Annotated in this window: 12 protein-coding genes; 5 read left to right on the top strand and 7 right to left on the bottom strand. The window is 59.5% G+C overall.

Annotation, left to right across the window (positions count from 1 at the left end; all coding sequences use genetic code 11):
- Positions 1–45: 45 nt before the first annotated feature.
- Positions 46–7,287 (bottom strand): NEL-type E3 ubiquitin ligase domain-containing protein, encoded by a 7,242-nt coding sequence (locus ACVVH8_RS16925; RefSeq protein ID WP_475225060.1) that lies wholly within the window; start codon positions 7,285–7,287, stop codon positions 46–48.
- Between the two features lie 172 nt (positions 7,288–7,459).
- Here ACVVH8_RS16925 and ACVVH8_RS16930 point away from each other — a divergent pair, with 172 nt between their 5' ends.
- On the top strand, positions 7,460–7,678 hold the full coding sequence (locus tag ACVVH8_RS16930) for a DUF2970 domain-containing protein (protein ID WP_042559414.1): 219 nt from the start codon (positions 7,460–7,462) through the stop codon (positions 7,676–7,678).
- A 6-nt stretch (positions 7,679–7,684) separates the two neighbouring features.
- On the opposite strand, the gene ACVVH8_RS16935 is transcribed toward ACVVH8_RS16930, so the two are convergent.
- Complete coding sequence (locus tag ACVVH8_RS16935) at positions 7,685–8,758, bottom strand: ABC transporter substrate-binding protein (protein WP_475225062.1); 1,074 nt, start codon at positions 8,756–8,758, stop codon at positions 7,685–7,687.
- Between the two features lie 524 nt (positions 8,759–9,282).
- Here ACVVH8_RS16935 and ACVVH8_RS16940 point away from each other — a divergent pair.
- Both ACVVH8_RS16940 and ACVVH8_RS16945 read left to right on the top strand, forming a co-directional pair.
- Entirely contained in the window at positions 9,283–10,941 is a 1,659-nt protein-coding gene (locus ACVVH8_RS16940) for a nitrite/sulfite reductase (protein WP_103302364.1), read from the top strand.
- Complete coding sequence (locus ACVVH8_RS16945) at positions 10,925–11,419, top strand: DUF934 domain-containing protein (protein WP_095189786.1); 495 nt, start codon at positions 10,925–10,927, stop codon at positions 11,417–11,419. Before ACVVH8_RS16940 ends, ACVVH8_RS16945 begins: the two co-directional genes overlap by 17 nt.
- Positions 11,420–11,500: 81 nt before the next feature.
- Here the strand turns inward: ACVVH8_RS16945 and sohB are convergent, their stop codons facing one another.
- Entirely contained in the window at positions 11,501–12,532 is a 1,032-nt protein-coding gene (sohB, locus tag ACVVH8_RS16950; RefSeq protein WP_475225064.1) for a protease SohB, read from the bottom strand.
- 204 nt (positions 12,533–12,736) lie between these two features.
- Here sohB and ACVVH8_RS16955 point away from each other — a divergent pair, with 204 nt between their 5' ends.
- Together ACVVH8_RS16955 and ACVVH8_RS16960 are read left to right on the top strand one after the other, a co-directional pair.
- Positions 12,737–13,447 (top strand): histidine phosphatase family protein, encoded by a 711-nt coding sequence (locus ACVVH8_RS16955; RefSeq protein ID WP_103302366.1) that lies wholly within the window; start codon positions 12,737–12,739, stop codon positions 13,445–13,447.
- A gap of 49 nt (positions 13,448–13,496) precedes the next feature.
- A complete protein-coding gene (locus ACVVH8_RS16960) occupies positions 13,497–13,811 on the top strand; it encodes an SCP2 sterol-binding domain-containing protein (protein ID WP_008015934.1) in 315 nt (104 codons plus the stop codon).
- 58 nt (positions 13,812–13,869) lie between these two features.
- On the opposite strand, the gene ACVVH8_RS16965 is transcribed toward ACVVH8_RS16960, so the two are convergent.
- The 4 genes from ACVVH8_RS16965 to ACVVH8_RS16980 form a co-directional block, all read right to left on the bottom strand.
- Positions 13,870–14,445 (bottom strand): hypothetical protein, encoded by a 576-nt coding sequence (locus ACVVH8_RS16965; protein WP_475225066.1) that lies wholly within the window; start codon positions 14,443–14,445, stop codon positions 13,870–13,872.
- 81 nt (positions 14,446–14,526) lie between these two features.
- Positions 14,527–15,033, bottom strand: a complete 507-nt coding sequence (locus ACVVH8_RS16970; protein ID WP_475225069.1) for a hypothetical protein — start codon at positions 15,031–15,033, stop codon at positions 14,527–14,529.
- A 95-nt stretch (positions 15,034–15,128) separates the two neighbouring features.
- Positions 15,129–16,166, bottom strand: a complete 1,038-nt coding sequence (locus tag ACVVH8_RS16975) for a hypothetical protein (RefSeq protein ID WP_103302370.1) — start codon at positions 16,164–16,166, stop codon at positions 15,129–15,131.
- 12 nt (positions 16,167–16,178) lie between these two features.
- On the bottom strand, positions 16,179–16,706 hold the full coding sequence (locus tag ACVVH8_RS16980) for a PAAR domain-containing protein (protein ID WP_103302371.1): 528 nt from the start codon (positions 16,704–16,706) through the stop codon (positions 16,179–16,181).
- Between the last annotated feature and the right edge of the window lie 6 nt (positions 16,707–16,712).

Raw genomic sequence — 16,712 nt, forward strand, 5'->3', positions numbered from 1 at the left:
CCGGGCATGAGCGCAACTCGCGCTCATGCCCGGGCAACCGCGCAATCATTGGCGATGTGACGGGCCTGGCTGGGGTGACGGCGGCGTGGGTGGCACCGCGTCCCCTATCGAGGCCAGCGCCTGCATTTCTGCACGCGACAGCTCCATCAGATTAGCGGTTCGGGCACTGGCCAACTCTACCTCCAGCTCATGCAGCGCCTTCGTGTACTGATCCAGAGCGGGCTCCTCGGTTCTGTCGGGATGCGCATCCTCGACCTCATCCTGGCGTTTAGAGGCGTTGCGCTCAACCGCATCGAATGCGTCCGGATGGCGCTCGCGCAGATACCGCTCCCAGTAATCACGCGAAATCAGATCCTCGATAAACACATCGGAGGCCTCGTCGGCGAGCACCGAGGCACGTGCGCGGGCCAGTTGCTGCCCACGAATCGGTCTGCCGAACATCATGTGCTCGGGTTGCCCCGGCAGCTCCAGCCCATCGGGCCAGCCCGAGGTCATGCCGATTCGATATTCCAGACGCACTTCTGCTCTATCCTGTCCGCGCCCGGCGCGTTCTGCCAGACGGTCGACGCGGCCCAGACGAAAGAGCCGGCGCGACAGATCCAGCAAGGCGCGGCCGCGCTGCTCCGGGCGCTGGCGCGGAATATCGCGCAATGCGTTGTACTCATAGACCCGGCTTTCCAGTTCGCTGAAGGACAGGATGCGCCCGTCGGAACAGGCGCCGTGGGTCTCGGCATTGATGAACAACAGTTGCCGCAGTTCGGTGTTTTCCGTGGCGGCTTGTATGACACGCCATACGCGATGCGTCAGGTCGGCGCGCGACAGGCGGAAATCACTGGTATCGCGCAGCGTCGACAGCAAGTGAAAAAACGCCTGGCGGTCATCTTCCTGTGCGAGCTGCACCCACAGGCTGGTTCGGCCGGATCGCACTTCAGCCCGGGTATCGACAAGCCACGGCTGCAAGGCTGAGTCGGACACCTCGAATGACGGATTGAGCAGGGTTTCGATGGGTTGCACATTGGCATGGGTATCGTCGCCATCACTGTCGCTGTCGCCCGGAGAATCGATGTCGGAATCGAAATCGCTGTCCGAGTCGCTGATAACCGCGCTGATGCGCAAATCGAGTTCCTGACGCGAAATCCCCATCACCGCAACGTCGCCGTGTGCAGCGCTGTAATTGCGCATTTGCTCAAGGCTCATCAGCGACAACTGATAAGTGTCGGCGAGCTGCGTGCCGCCAACCAGTGGCTCATGGGTGCCGTCCAACAGTCGATCCGGAATGACCCTGAAATCGTTGCCACTCAGGTTCAGGGTCCGCAGGTTCGGCGCCTCCAGCGTCCCTTCCGGCCACTGCGCCAGACCGTTGTAGGCCAGATTCAGCGTCTCCAGACGATTGAAGGTGCGGGCATCGAATTGATTGAGGTGGTTATGACCCACGTCCAGCCAGCGCAATTGATCACGACCGGGCAGCCGGTACAACGATTGCGCATCAGCGAACTGGTTGCCGTTGAGTTCCAGGCGTTGCAGCCGGCTCATGCTGAGCACCGCTTGCGGCAGCGCACTCAGTTCGTTGCCGTTGAGCACCAAAGTGCTCAACTGCGGGAAAGCCTGCAAAAAGCCATTGGACCCCTGCGCGGTGATTCGCGACCCCGTCAGATTCAGCGTCCGCACGTGGTCGAATTCGGCTGTCAGCGAAGGCAGGTCGCCGGTGCGCGGCCCCATCAGGCTGAGCTCCTGGCCGGCGTCGGGGGTCAGGGCTGTCACCCCGTCCTGCCAGCATTCGCGAATGCTCAGGGCGGCGAATCCGCGCCCATCGGCGCTGACCACCGCATGGGGCGAACGGGTCTCGCGGGTAAAGATCCAGCCATTGAGCTGGCGCGTCAGTGACTCGTTGGTCTGCTGCCATTCGCCGAGACGGTTGCTGATCTGGTCGTCGCTCATCCCCGCGCTGCGCAGTCGCGAAATGCATTGCTCGGCTTCCGCGGGCGAGATCACTGGATTCAGATTCTGCAGACGTTCAGCGAATCCTGAGGCCTGCGTGCCGGTATTTGCCCTGCGGGGCAGCGGCAACAGGTACTCGACGATGGACCTGGCCGTCTCGCCGGGAGGAAAATCTGCCGGTACGGGTTCCAGCGCAAATCGCTGCAGCGCCCCTACCGGCAACCCCCTGACGTTCTCCACGCGTTGCTGCGCTGCGTTCAACGCGACTTGGCCTTCGGGACTGAAGGCATTCCCGTTCAGGCTGGTTTTGAGCAGCGCCTCATCGTCGGCCAGAACCGCTGGCGGCAACGAGTCGATGGCATTGTCGCGCAGGTCGGCCCAATCAAGCTGCGGCAAATGCTCGGCACCTGCGGGCCATGCCTCGAGTTCAGTGGCGCGCAGGTTGAGCGCCTTGAGCTTCGTCAGCGCGCTGACGTCCAGGGCAGTCAGCGGATTCTGGCTGGCATTCAGGTATTCAAGGCTGGACATGCGGCTGAACTGGCTCTGCACATGCGGCGTGACGACTACACTGTTGTAGGAGATGTCGAGACGGCTAAGTTGCGGCAGATCGCCCGGTCCGATGGGCAGTTCACTCAAGCCATTGCCGCTGATTTCCAGGGTTTGCGTGCCGCCGAAAGCCCGAATGAAACCGCGCACCTGCTCGACCGGCGCATCCAGCCAGCCCAGCCGCAAGGTGGTCACATCGGCGAAAATCCCGGCCGGCAATGGCGGCAGTTCGCTGATCTTTTCATAGCCCAGCAATTGCGACATTTGCGCGCCCGATGCGGGCAATTCGAACAGGGTCACTTTTTCATTCAAGCCATAGCGGGCTCGCACCACGGCGCGCCAGTTGATCTCCAGTGCGCGCAGAACGCTGGCATTGGGTTCCTGGGTCCAGCGCAACGCTCGCCGGGCGGTGCGTAGTTCTGCCGACGTGCCGGGCTCATAGAACTGGCGAAAGATCCCCGCGTGTTCGGCACGTAACGCTTCTACGGCGGCGAGCCTCGTCGCAGGCGTATCCCAGAGGGTGAGGATCCGCTCAGGCAAGGGGTTGATCACACCGGGCTCACCGGTCAGAAACGCCAGTTCCCCGTAGCAGAAACCGCGAACCATCAGAGGCAGGTCAACCAGATGCCCCAACGGCCCGGCGTAATTCCTGACGTACTCGTACGCGGGTTTGAAAGCTTCATGGGTGAACTTCGACCAATCCAGCGACAGCCCCGCCCAGAGTTTTTCATGTCCGTTGTACAGTGCCTGCGGAATGACATTGATCGAGGTGTTGGCCAGATCCAGGCGCTCCAGTTGCGGGAGGTGCTGCGCAAAGGCAGGCCATTGCGTCATGGCCGGCGCATCGATCGTGAGGCTCTTCAACTGCGTGAGCGGCGTCAGATCGAGGTTGTGCATGGCGGCAGGATCGACTCCCTCGCACTCAATGTGCAGCGCTTCAAGTGACGTCAGTCCCTGCAATCGTGTGGGAAAATCGGCGGCCAGCTTGAACGCATGGGATCTGAATCGCAGGTTCTTCAGCGAGCGCATCGCACTGAGCGAATGCGGTACGGTCGTCAGCGGCTGCGCACCGGCCGTGTAGGTGTCGAGAAAGTTGCCGCGTTCGCCCAGCGAGAGTTTTTCCACGTCGGGAAAGCGCGCCAGAAAATCATCGGCATTGGCATCCGTCAGCCCGCGCCCGCCCACGGACAACTCGCGGATGTGGCTGAAATCGGTGGTCAACCCCGGCAACGGCTCGAGACTGCTGATCACCAAGCGATCCGCACCGGGTAGCTCTGCGGCCAACGGCGCCTGGCGCCAACAGGCCTTGAGCGCTTGTGCGGTCAGGGTTTTGCGCTCATACGTTGCCTGTGCGTCGGAGCGTGCCGGCGCATCGCGCAACGGCTGCTCCGGCGCGGGCCCCAGCCATCGGTCAAGCGCGGCATTCAGCCCGTCCCAATCGCGCTGCCGGTGCTGCAACAGGTTGAAAATATCCTTGTCGGTTTTCCCCGCCTGCAACTGCCGGAGGATGAAGCCGTTGGCCTGCTGATCGGTCAACTGCGGATACACATCGCGCACGCGCACGGTCAGGTGCGGGTTCAAGCCAGGGCCGCGACCACTGGCGTAGTAGCCCAACAGTCGTTCGTTGATCCGTGTTGGCGGTTTGAACCAGGCGGCCTGCGGTTCCAGCAGAGTCACGGCCTCAGTGCGATGCTGAACGGCATGCTCGATGATCCTGCGGCGTAACTCGGCACTCTGGCTGACCTCAGGCACCGCAAGGCTGCGACGGGCGTCATCGGGCAAGGCGTGCATGATCGAGACATAGAAATTGTCTCCGGCGTCTGGCTGGCTGTTGAGCGCTTCGCCACGCTCATCGAAGGCCTGAAAGCGTTGGCCTTTTTTGACCAGGTATTTTTTGTCGCGGGCGCTCTCGCTGCCGACGCTGTCGAGCAGCGCGCCGCGCTGGCTGCCCTCGCGGACTTCGAGGCGCACGGTGTCCGGCCAGCCCGGCAGGTTTTGCAAGGTGTGCAACGCCAGACGCCGGCTATCGGCGGTGGCGATATTTTCACTGCGCAGCCCCGCGTAAGCGCGAGTCTGGCGTCCCTGTTGCTGAAACCAGCGCGCCTCCTCCAGCAGACGCAGGGGCACTCCTCGGTTGGCGTTGAGCCGCTCGATTTCTTCAGGCCGGGCATGCGCGAGGATTTCCTCGGCCGCGGCATCGCCGAGTCCCGGACAGGTCCTCCGTAGCAATCGGACGCGCGCGTCTGCCGGCGAAGTGCCGCGATAAATGCTGTCGAAAATCGCCGGCTGGCGAGTCCGGGCGTAATCGGCAATCTGCTGACTGAATTCTTCGGCACGGGCATAGCGCAAGCGCGCCCCGCCCTCACCGAGCAGTCGAATGATTTCAGGCTCATCGAGCTGGGCGAGAATGCGTGCCGTCAGGTCGCCGCGCAGGATGTCGGCGCGGCTCACCCTGATCGGCGCCCTGACGACCGCGCCGCGAATCTGGGGGCTGGCGCCATAGGTGAGCGACTCGCCGGTCAATCGATCCCCATCGAACACCTGCAGCACGCGGCTGGCCGGCCAACGCGGCATTTCCGTCACCAGCGGCAATGCGTACAGATACAGCGAATCAACCGCTTGGCTACCGCGCAGTTGCGCGATGACCCGTGCCGAATCCGCATCGGCCCGGAACAGACGCATGGCGTCCTGTAACTCGGGTGGGGGCGGCGCGTTATCCAGATGCATCTTGCGCAGCGCGTTATCGCTGACGCCGCTGATATCGGCCACCTTGAGCAACTGCGCATCGGAAAATTCTTCGGCGGCATGGCCCATACGCCGCAACAGGGTCAACCGGTCCCACTGCAGAGGACGTTCCAGGGTATGCCGCCAGGCACCGCGGCCATTGTGTTCAAGCAATGGCTGGTAAGCGTCAGGATCGGAGGGATGCCTGATGCGCCATTTGCCCAGTGATTCATCAAAGAACTGTTGGTAAGCCTGACCGCCCTGGCGCATGTAGGTTGTTCCATCGACCCGATGCTGCCCTGACAGATTCGGACCGCCGCTGGCCTCCAGTGCCACCGGGGAAGCATAAGCACGCAGATCCGGTTTCCACAGCCGGGTTTTGCCATTGGGCAATGTCACCGGGCGCAGATCTTCGAGCACTGCGGGTGCTTCGGCCGCCTGAAATTTGCGTACCCCGGCGCCCACCCCGGCCATCAACGCAATCTGCACGAGGTTTTCTGCCACATCCACCAGATGATCCTTGGCTGCCCGGCGATCGCCCTCCCCCCACTCGACCGCACCTTCAAGGGTTTCGTACAGCAACTGCCCGGCCATCACTACCATCATTACTTCGCCCAGGACTGGCACGAACATCGACACCAGGTTCAGGCCCAACAGACCGACCTCCATCAGGTGGGCCAACTTCGCCTCTCGGGCCTTGGCGTCGACCTCTTGGGTCGGCACCGCATGACTGCGCGCATCGGCCAGCACTTTGGCGCAATGTTGCTGGTAGAGGTATTCCCAGAGATCCTCGTTTTCCGCCCAGATGCCTCGCCCCTTGCGCGTGAGGGTAGAGGGTGCGAGATACGGATCCGCTGCCGGCGCAAGTTTCGCCGGACGTTCGGGCGGCAGCTCCCTGATATGGGTAAATGCTGCGGTGTGAGTAAACGCGTTGACAATCGTGCGCCAGGGCGAGCGCCACGGATCGCTGGGGGAGTCGGCGGCCTTTTGCGTGAACTGGCTGAAATAGTACGGTCGCTGGTCGTAGGGGACGAATTGGCTGAAAAAGCGTTGGTACGGGGTCGGCTCTGCGCCGGTGACCGCGGCGCTTCCTGCAGTGAACAGGCGCTTGAACTCTTGCTTCATCTGCGCGCCGCTGTAGCGCTTGAGCGGATGTTCGGGATCGTTGGGAACGTAGAGAATCACTTCGTCGCTGTAGCGATATTTTTCGCAGATAGAGAACGCCACGCAGCCAGTCATGCGCTTTCTCATCAGGCCCAGGTCTTCGAACCAAACCTGCTTGCGGCCCATCCACGGATGCCTCTCGCCGTTGATCACCGAAACGATCATCGTGTAGTCCGCCGGTTCAATGTCCTTTTTCAACAGCGCCAGTTCAGCGGCGGCACGCAGGGCTGCCTTCTGACTGGCGATGAACGGTTCGCGAAGTGCGGTGGGCGCAGTCGTGGCGGCCGGATAAAAGAAGCCCTTCAGATACGCCTGGTACTGCTTGCCGATGTCCAGGCTGCGGCACAACGTCAGGAACTGGCTGACGCTGAGGTTGACCGGCACCGCTTCGTAGGTGTCCGGTGTAGCGGTTTGCTTAACGAACCCGGAAGTCTTGTGATAGGCCCCCGGTTTGCATTCGTAAGCTTCGAAATTGTGCAGTGCGGCGTCGAGCATCGACAGCTTGAGCACTTCGAACGATGACAGTTCGATCTCGAAAATGCTGATTTCCAGTGGACGCCGCAGGCACAGCAGGATCTTGTCGACATCCAATTGCAGCTGGAATCGGTCCTTCAGGGCCTTGATCAACAGGGGCCGGGCGAAAGCTTCAACGTCCTGAAACGTCGCCATGCTTTGGTCCAGACGGTTCTGCGCCTCAAGACTGGCGACGAAGCTCGCATTCAAGGCCTCGCGCTGGTCAGGTGCGGCGTTGCGGTACCACGGTGGCAGCGTTGTATGAATGTTCTTGAATGCCTGGCGTCTTGGCGCCGAAGCGTCGGTCAGCCATTGGGGGATGGATTGTTCGAGGAAGTCGCCGTGCAGGCTCTGGGTTGCCGCCGGCCGGACTGTTGGCGCAATGGATGGGATGACGGTCATGGTCGCTCCTTTTTGGTGGAGCCAAGAGCAGACCATCTCGAACATTCGCATCTGCGGTAGATAGATATCGCACGGTGAGTGGAAACCAATCGACTGTATGGGCGCGCGCGGGCAGGCCATCGAGTGGCAAGTTGGCTATGCTCTTCTGGACAACTGACGCTACGAGGGATTTATGGACGATCCAGTCGACAACAAACCGCCGAGCTTCTGGCAAATGTTGCACAGCGTGATGGCGGCAGCGTTCGGCGTGCAGAGCGGCAAAAACCGGGCAAGGGACTTCACCCACGGCAAGCCCAGCCATTTCGTGCTGCTGGGCATTCTGTTCACGGCGGTGTTCGCCCTGACGCTGTTTGCCATCGTCAAACTGGTGCTGCATTTCGCCGGGGTTTGACGAGTTTCAGCGCATCAGGGTCTGCAAGGTGAACGGATAACGGTAGGAAGCCGGGCGGCCCTTGGCCGAGAGTTTGCGAAAACTCACGCCGTAGTCTGGCGACTCACCCATGGCCAGCATTTGCCGGGCCTGCCTTTTGTCGATCAGTTGCAACAAGGGCAACTGCCGGTCACGCCCGCCGAACTGATTCAGATCGACGCCTTGCTGATAGTCATGCACTTCCACCAGGGCCCAGCCGCCCAGGGTGAAGTGCCCGCCCAACAATGCACTCAGACGCCCGTCGACCATCGCCTGCAAAGCCGCCGGTGAAGTATTGACCGCGCTGAACAGGGCGTCTTTGCCCGGGACCTTGCCGGCCTCGGAAAACGCGCGCATTGCGCCGAACGCCATCTCATCATTGGCCGACCACACCAGCGACACCTTCGGATAGCGGGCGAACAGTTGTTTCGCCTGTTCGTAGGCACGTTGCTGCGTCCAGCCGCTGTAGACCAGTTGACGCAGGCGTACCTGCGGATGCTCGGCCAAAGCGCGCTGCATGCCGTGTTCGCGCAACTGCGCCGACGGGGTGATCTTCAGACCGGAGAACGCCAGCACTTCAATCGGCTCATTCGCGGCAACGGGCGGGTGCAGACGAATCAGTTCCTTCATCATCAGATAACCGCCCTCCTCGTCGTTCGGCACCAGACTGCCGATGCGGTCGGTGCGCTCGCCGACCAAGGCCTGCTGATTGGGGGTCAGTGCGGCATTCACGATAAACAGCTTTACCCCGCTGTTTTGCGCAAGTCGCAGGATCTGCGGGGCAACGTATTGTTCGTTGGCGAATATCAGATAATCGGGCCGATTCGAGCCCTGCAACGCCAGACGCGCCTGTGCCAAGGTGAGTTCAGGCTGGCGTTGGGAATAGAGGATTTGCAGATCGATCCCCAAGTCCCGGGCGGCCGCCTGCATGAATTGTGAATAGCTGAGCCAAAAGGCTTCCTGCGTCGAGCCCGGGTTAAGAAACAGCACCGACTCCGCCCGTGCGCAGGTGGAAAACACCGCACCGAAGAGCAGAAAGCTGACGTGGAGAAACTTGAACATTAATCATCCGGGCCCAAGGAAAAATGGCCGCGCATTATAGCCATCCAGACACCGGCTATTGACGCCTGATCCCGTTTTTTGTCCGACAATCGTCGGGCGCGGACCCGGATGGGTCGTTTACTGATGACTGACCCAGAATACCGCTGTCCCCACGACCAGAATGATCAGGAACAAAATGGCCCATGCATCAACGCTGCTATCGCTTTTCCTTGCCTTGGTCGGATTGCTCATTGCATCGCCTCTTATCGGTTTTATCGGTGATTGCAGAAAGACTCGTCCACAGTTAAGACGATGATTGTCCGCACGACAAATGTGGAATAGTTAATAACTGTTCTCGTTAGGCGATTTGGTTCTTTACATATACTCAAACATCACTTTTGCGCATAACTGCAAACGGGTATATTGCCCCGGCTCCGTTAGGGAGTGCGCGGCCGTGCGCGCAGAATTGCAGAGGCACCATCGGACTCCAGCAAGCGAAAACGCAGCGTTTTCCGAGTAGCCCAAAGCCTGAGAACAGGACTTATATGTACGTATACGACGAGTACGATCAGCGGATCATCGAGGACCGCGTCAAGCAGTTCCGTGATCAGACCCGACGCTATCTGGCAGGTGAGCTGAGCGAAGAAGAATTCCGCCCCCTGCGCCTGCAAAATGGCCTGTACATCCAGCGTTTTGCGCCGATGTTGCGTGTTGCGGTGCCTTACGGCCAACTGACTTCGCGTCAGACGCGCATGATGGCCAAGATTGCCCGCGACTACGACAAGGGCTACGCCCACATCAGTACCCGGCAGAACGTGCAGTTCAACTGGCCGGCGGTGGAAGACATCCCGGACATCCTCGCCGAACTGGCCACCGTGCAGATGCACGCGATTCAGACCAGTGGCAACTGTCTGCGCAACGTCACCACCGACCAGTTCGCCGGTGTCGCCGCCGACGAATTGATCGACCCGCGCCCATGGTGCGAAATCGTCCGTCAGTGGACCACCTTCCACCCGGAATTCGCCTACCTGCCGCGTAAATTCAAGATCGCCGTCAACGGTTCGACCGCTGACCGCGCCGCCATCGAAGTTCACGACATCGGTCTTGAACCCGTGCATAACGAAGCCGGCGAACTGGGTTTCCGCGTGCTGGTGGGCGGTGGCCTGGGTCGTACTCCGGTCGTCGGTGCGTTCATCAACGAGTTCCTGCCATGGCAGGATCTGTTGAGCTATCTCGACGCCATCCTGCGGGTCTACAACCGCTACGGCCGTCGCGACAACAAATACAAGGCGCGGATCAAGATCCTCGTCAAAGCCCTCACGCCTGAAGTGTTCGCACAGAAAGTCGATGCGGAAATGGAACACCTGCGCGGTGGCCAGACCACGCTGACCGAAGCCGAACTGCATCGCGTCGCCAAGCACTTCGTTGATCCGGACTACAAGGCGCTGGACAACCAGACCGCCGAGCTGGCCGCACTCGACAAGGAACACCCAGGCTTCGCCCGCTGGCGCACCCGTAACACCCTGGCGCACAAAAAGCCGGGGTATGTGGCCGTGACCCTGTCGCTGAAACCGACCGGCGTCGCGCCGGGCGACATCACCGACAAGCAGCTCGACGCCGTTGCCGATCTGGCCGACCGCTACAGCTTCGGCCAACTGCGCACGTCCCACGAGCAGAACATCATTCTTGCCGACGTCGAGCAGAGCCAGTTGTTCACCCTGTGGGGCGAGCTGCGTGAAGGCGGTTTCGCGACGCCGAACATCGGCCTGCTGACCGACATCATCTGCTGCCCGGGCGGTGATTTCTGCTCGCTGGCCAACGCCAAGTCGATCCCGATTGCCGAATCGATCCAGCGCCGTTTCGACGACCTCGATTACCTGTTCGACATCGGTGAGCTGGACCTGAACATCTCCGGATGCATGAACGCCTGTGGTCACCACCATGTGGGCCACATCGGCATTCTCGGCGTGGACAAGAAAGGCGAAGAGTTCTATCAGGTCTCCCTCGGCGGCAGCGCCAGCCGTGACGCGAGCCTGGGCAAGATCCTCGGCCCGTCCTTCGCTCAGGAAGCCATGCCTGACGTCATTTCGAAGCTGATCGACGTGTACGTGGAACAACGTACCGAAGACGAGCGCTTCATCGACACCTATCAGCGTATTGGCATCGACCTCTTCAAGGAACGCGTCTATGCAGCGAATCATTAAGAACAACGAAGTCGTCGACGAAACCTGGCACTTGCTGCCCAAGGATTTCAACATCGACGAGATCAGCAATTGCGACGATCTGATCGTTCCACTGCAACTGTGGCGCGAACACAGCCGCATGCTCAAGGCCCGCGACGGTGGTCTGGGTGTCTGGCTGGACGCGGACGAAGAAGCCGAGGAAATCGGTGACGACGTCGCCGAGTTTCAGGTCATTGCGTTGAACTTCCCGGCGTTCACCGACGGCCGCAACTACTCCAATGCACGTCTTTTGCGTGACCGTTACGGTTTCAAAGGCGAGCTGCGGGCAATCGGCGACGTGTTGCGCGACCAGTTGTTCTACATGCACCGCTGTGGCTTCGACGCCTTTGCCGTGCGTGCGGACAAAGATCCCTACGAAGCCCTGGAAGGTCTCAAGGACTTCTCGGTGACCTATCAGGCCGCCACTGACGAACCGCTGCCGCTGTTCCGGCGTCGCTAGGCTTTCGGCCTTCCCTGCTGACAAAAAGCTGCGGACAAAAGAACGCCGGTCAATGACCGGCGTTTTTTATGCCTGACTGTTTTACCAGAAACGTTGCTGCGTCAAACGACTCCACCAGCTCAACAGCACGCGATCCACCGAACCGCTGGCCGCCATGCCGATGCGCTCTTGCAGGCTTTTGCGTTCGGCGTAATGCAAGTGATAGACCTCGGTCTGTTTGGCTTTCTGAGCGAGGTATTCATCGCTGGTCTTGAGCTCATCCACCAGTTGCTTGTCCAGCGCTGCGACGCCGAGCCAGACTTCGCCGGTCGCCACTTCGTCGATGGCCAGTTGCGGGCGGTAGCGGGCAACGAAGTTCTTGAACAGTTGGTGGGTAATGTCCAGGTCTTCCTGGAACTTCTCGCGGCCCTTTTCGGTGTTTTCGCCGAACACGGTCAAAGTGCGTTTGTACTCACCGGCGGTCAGCACTTCAAAATCGATATCGTGCTTCTTCAGCAAGCGATTGACGTTAGGCAACTGCGCTACCACACCGATCGAGCCCAGAATCGCAAACGGCGCACTGATGATCTTCTCGCCGATGCACGCCATCATGTAGCCGCCGCTCGCCGCGACCTTGTCGATGCAAACCGTCAGCGGCACACCGGCTTCGCGGATACGCGCCAGCTGCGACGACGCCAGACCGTAGCTGTGCACCATACCGCCGCCACTTTCCAGACGCAGGACGACTTCATCCTGGGGAGTGGCGAGGGTCAGCAGCGCGGTGATTTCGTGGCGCAGGCTCTCAGTGGCCGAGGCCTTGATGTCGCCATCGAAATCCAGCACGAACACGCGAGATTTGGCCTCGGGCTTGTTCTTTTGCTTCTTCGCGCTTTTCTCGGACTTGGCCTCGCCCTTGCGCAACGCCTTGAGCTGGTCCTTGTCGAGCAGCGTCTGCTCCAGACGCTCACGCAGGCCCTTATAGAAATCATTGAGCTTGCTGACCTGCAGCTGCCCCGCCGACTTGCGCCGCCCCTTGCTGCGCAGCGCGGCAAAACTGGCAAGCACCACCAGGATGGCGATCACCAGGGTAACGGTCTTGGCCAGGAAACTGGCGTATTCAGTCAAAAACTCCACAGAGACTCCTTAAAACGATGCGTGGATGTACGGCACACGCGGAATGGTTCCAGCATACCCATGCGCCGGCTCGTCGGCCAGCCGTGAAAACTCTGGCAACACGCCTGTAACGGGCATTTCAAACAAGCGTATGTTTTTTCATTGACAGCTCAGCATCATCCTCATAACCTCGCCAAACCTTCAACGTACCGGGATGACGCGGACGTGGGCAGCATCTATCTGATTCGACATGGCCAGGCCTCCTTTGGTGCAGACGACTACGACGTCCTGTCGCCGACCGGTGTGCGCCAGGCAGAAATCCTCGGCCAACACCTGGCCGAACTGGGGATTCGCTTCGATCGCTGCCTGTCGGGTGACCTGCGGCGCCAGCAACACACGGCCACCAGCGCGCTGGAACAGTTCACTGCCCAAGGCCTGTCGGTACCAACGCTGGAAACCGATTCTGCCTTCAACGAATTCGATGCCGACGCGGTGATTCGCGCCCTGCTGCCGGCGATGCTGCCGGAAGAACCCGAGGCCCTCGACATCCTGCGCAACGCCGCGCAAAACCGTGGCGAGTTCCAGCGCATCTTCGCCTTGATCATCGAGCGCTGGCTGGCGGGCACCTACGATACTCCGGGGCTGGAGAGCTGGCTGGGCTTCGTCGAGCGAGTCCGGGGCGGGTTGCATCGCATCCTTGAGCAGGCGGAAAAAAACCAGAAAATCGCCGTGTTTACCTCCGGTGGCACCATCACCGCCCTGCTCCACCTCATTACGCAAATGCCTGCCAGACAGGCCTTTGAATTGAACTGGCAAATCGTCAACACCTCGCTCAACCAGCTGAAGTTCCGCGGTCGCGAGGTGGCTTTGGCCTCCTTCAACAGCCATGCACATCTGCAACTGTTGAAGGCCCCGGAACTCATCACTTTTCGTTGAGTCCGGATTACCGTGAACCTTGCTGTATCAACCAAATAAGGATTGAACCATGACCTCCGTAGCTGACGCAGTACAAGCAATGAAAGCCAAGTTCAACCCAGCCGCTGCTGCCGGTCTGGATCTGGTCTTCGGTTTCCGCATCGACGACACCAAGAACTTCTCGCTGATCGTCAAGGACAGCACCTGCGAGCTGCAAGAAGGCGAGAACCCGGACGCCCAGGTCACTCTGGTGATGGACGGCGAAACCCTGGAAGGCATCGTCGACGGTTCGACCGACGGCATGCAAGCGTTCATGGGCGGCAAACTGCGCGCTGAAGGCGACATGATGCTGGCGATGAAACTGTCCGAGCTGTTCCCTTCGTAAGACTGCCGTTCGCTTACAAACAAATCCCGCCTGTTTGGCGGGATTTGTCGTTTCAGGGTCACTGGATGCCGTCGGCGTCCAGCTCCTTGAAGACCTGCCGATCGGCGATCTGGGTCTGACTGTCGGGGTACATCAACTGGACGCTGCCACCGGGGATGATTTCACCGGTTTGCGCATCACGGGCGAAGGTGATGACATACCGCTCACCCTGATACTTCAGATAAATATTGTAATAATCCTGCGGCTGGTCCGGCGCTGCAAAAGCGCTGTAGCGATAACGTACCCGTGGCACCAACATTGGCCAGTGCTTTTGTAGCAACTCGCCACTCACTTCGGGATCCGCAGACTCCAGAGCAACAATCGCCGTCGCGACCAATTCATCGTTATTTGCCGAGGTCAGAATTAGTGGCTGTGTGCGTTGCATGGTGATGAGACTGACCTTGCCATTCACAACATCCCGACGGTACATACCGTTGCTAAACCACCTGGAAGCATCAAAGCGGTTCTCTTCAGGGCTCCAGTCGCCGTAATACATATCAACCCTTGAAGGGTAGAGATAAACACTCAACGGAAGAATGACAGTAAGCAGCACGAGCGCTTGAACGACCCTGGTCCTGAAAAAATGACTTTTCACTCGATGACCTGCGAACGTCTGCGTCGACGACTTACGTTCGATATTTGAATTTCGCCTGCGGAGTTTTTCAAACTCTGCAGTTCAACGCTTTGCGTCAGCCGCTTTTTCAAGCTCGCGCTGTACTTGCAGGTATGCGACTTCTTCATCACTCCCTTTCACCAAGTGCGAAGCCATGGCTCCGGTCAGCAGTTGCTTGTCGTTGACGTCCCAATCCAGAGTGACGACGTAGGTATCGTGCTGAAGCGTTACAAACAGCCAATAGGAATCCACTGGCTTGTCCGGTTCAGCGAATGCGCTGTAGGCATAGCGTATTTGACGGCGCAAATCCGGGGTATTCAGGACAAGATCTTCTGTGTCGACCTTCGGATATTTCTGTTCGATCGCCACCAGAGCCTTGGTCAAAAGAACGTCGTTTTCAATCGACTGCAAGCTTTCCGGCTTGTTACGCAGCATTGTCAACGGACTCGCCTGCGGCGGCGTCTCCATCAAACGCGGGCGGTACATGCCAGAGCTGAACCACCGAGTGGCGTCAAAGCGGACTTCTTCGGGACTCCAGGCGCCGTAATACATCATCACTTTGGCGGACATATGATCTTCCTTGGCGTAAATAAATAGTGTTGCAGCGCTGACGACGGCCAACAGTATGCATAAAAGGCGCTGTTTACCCGATAACAGCCTTGTTTTCATATGGGTTTATAGGCACAGAGTTGCTTGGGAACACCATCAGGCGTGTTACCTGAGCGAACATCACGATGTGCACCTAATGCATCAAGGGGAAAGCCAACCTTTTTTTCATAAAACGCCCGACTGTCGTCGTGCGCCATCAAATCACGCTGTTCATCAGTGATCGTGGGTTTTGGTGCCTGCGGTGCCTGTTCTCCAGGGATTTGCGCAGTGGGATCATTCGCCTGCTTGCGATGCGCTGCCAATTTTCGCTGATAGGCAGTCTTCTGACTTCTGTATGCCTCCATTGCCTGGGCATCACTACTCGCCTGCTTACGAATCCCCGGCACGGACTCGCGTTCGGCCGACGTGCCGTAGGTGGTGTCGTAATTGCTGCGTCGTGGAAACGCCCAAACAGTGGTCTGAGTCGAGTTGGCCAGAATCTGCGCCAGACTGCGTTCGTAATGAGGATCTTCGCCCTCATTCACTTTGAAATCGGCGTCGATACCCAAACCGGTACGGCAGGCATACGAGTAAATCTTGGCACCGTAAGCAAATGCCTCGGGCTTGAACATCTGGGCCTGCGCATCACGCAGCCGATAACTGTCGTTTTTATCCAGTTCGTAGCCCAGTTCAATACTGCCCACTACACCGTGGGAGAAAAAATCCAGTTGTTTGATTTCCCGGCCCCGACGTTGCCGGGTGGCAATGAAGTCGACAACACCAGAGATGGAATCCATCTCCCGATACTGCGCACCGTGTTGGTTCTCCACGACGTCTTTCAAAGCCGCCAGCAAGTTATCCGGGTAATCATTCTTGAACACCAGAAATACACGCTGGACAGAGAAGTTAGGAGTACCTGCCGGGTACTTGGTGAGTTGACGGATGCCCTGATTGATAAAGCGCATCTTGTTGCCTTTCTGGCCGCGAACCTTCTCGTATAGCGACATGTAGGATGCCCCCACTACAGTCACATAGTCCTGCGCCAGTGTGCCCTTGACCTGCGTCGTCGCGTGTTGATCGCTCGTCTCGCCCTGTTTCTTGTCCGGTGTCGCCACGTTGAACCTTCCTTAGTAAGCGATGCCCAGTGCATCCAGGTGAGCGGCGGCTTCCTTGCCCCATTGCACGACAATGGACGTCGGGTCGGCGGTGAACACCCGTGCGGCGTTGCCGTGGTTGTCGGTATGGCCGACAAGGCGTTGGCCGTCACCGGTTTCGATGCAAAAGAGCATGTCGGGAATGGCTTCGCCGGTGGTTTCGTCCACCAGTTGGAAGCGTTCGCTGTGTTTGGGGACCGTCACGATCGGAGTGAACGGCGCGGCGCCGGCCTGAGTGCCGACGAAGACGTCGCCAGAGCCGGTGATGATCATGCCGCCGTGGGCGGTGGCACTGCCGAGAAATGCAATGGGTTGGCCATTGATCAGGATATTGCCGATGCCTTCGCTGACCGCATCGCCGCAGGCCGTGGCGTCGCCGACGCGCAGCACCGGCATGCCGTTGATGTTCACATTGGGTGAACCGGCGGTGCTTGCATTGGTGCCGTGGCCGGTTACCGGGCAGGCGTTGAGATCACTGAGTCGGGCGGCAGGTTTTGCCATCATCTA

Source organism: Pseudomonas trutticola BRTCR10, assembly GCF_056155105.1.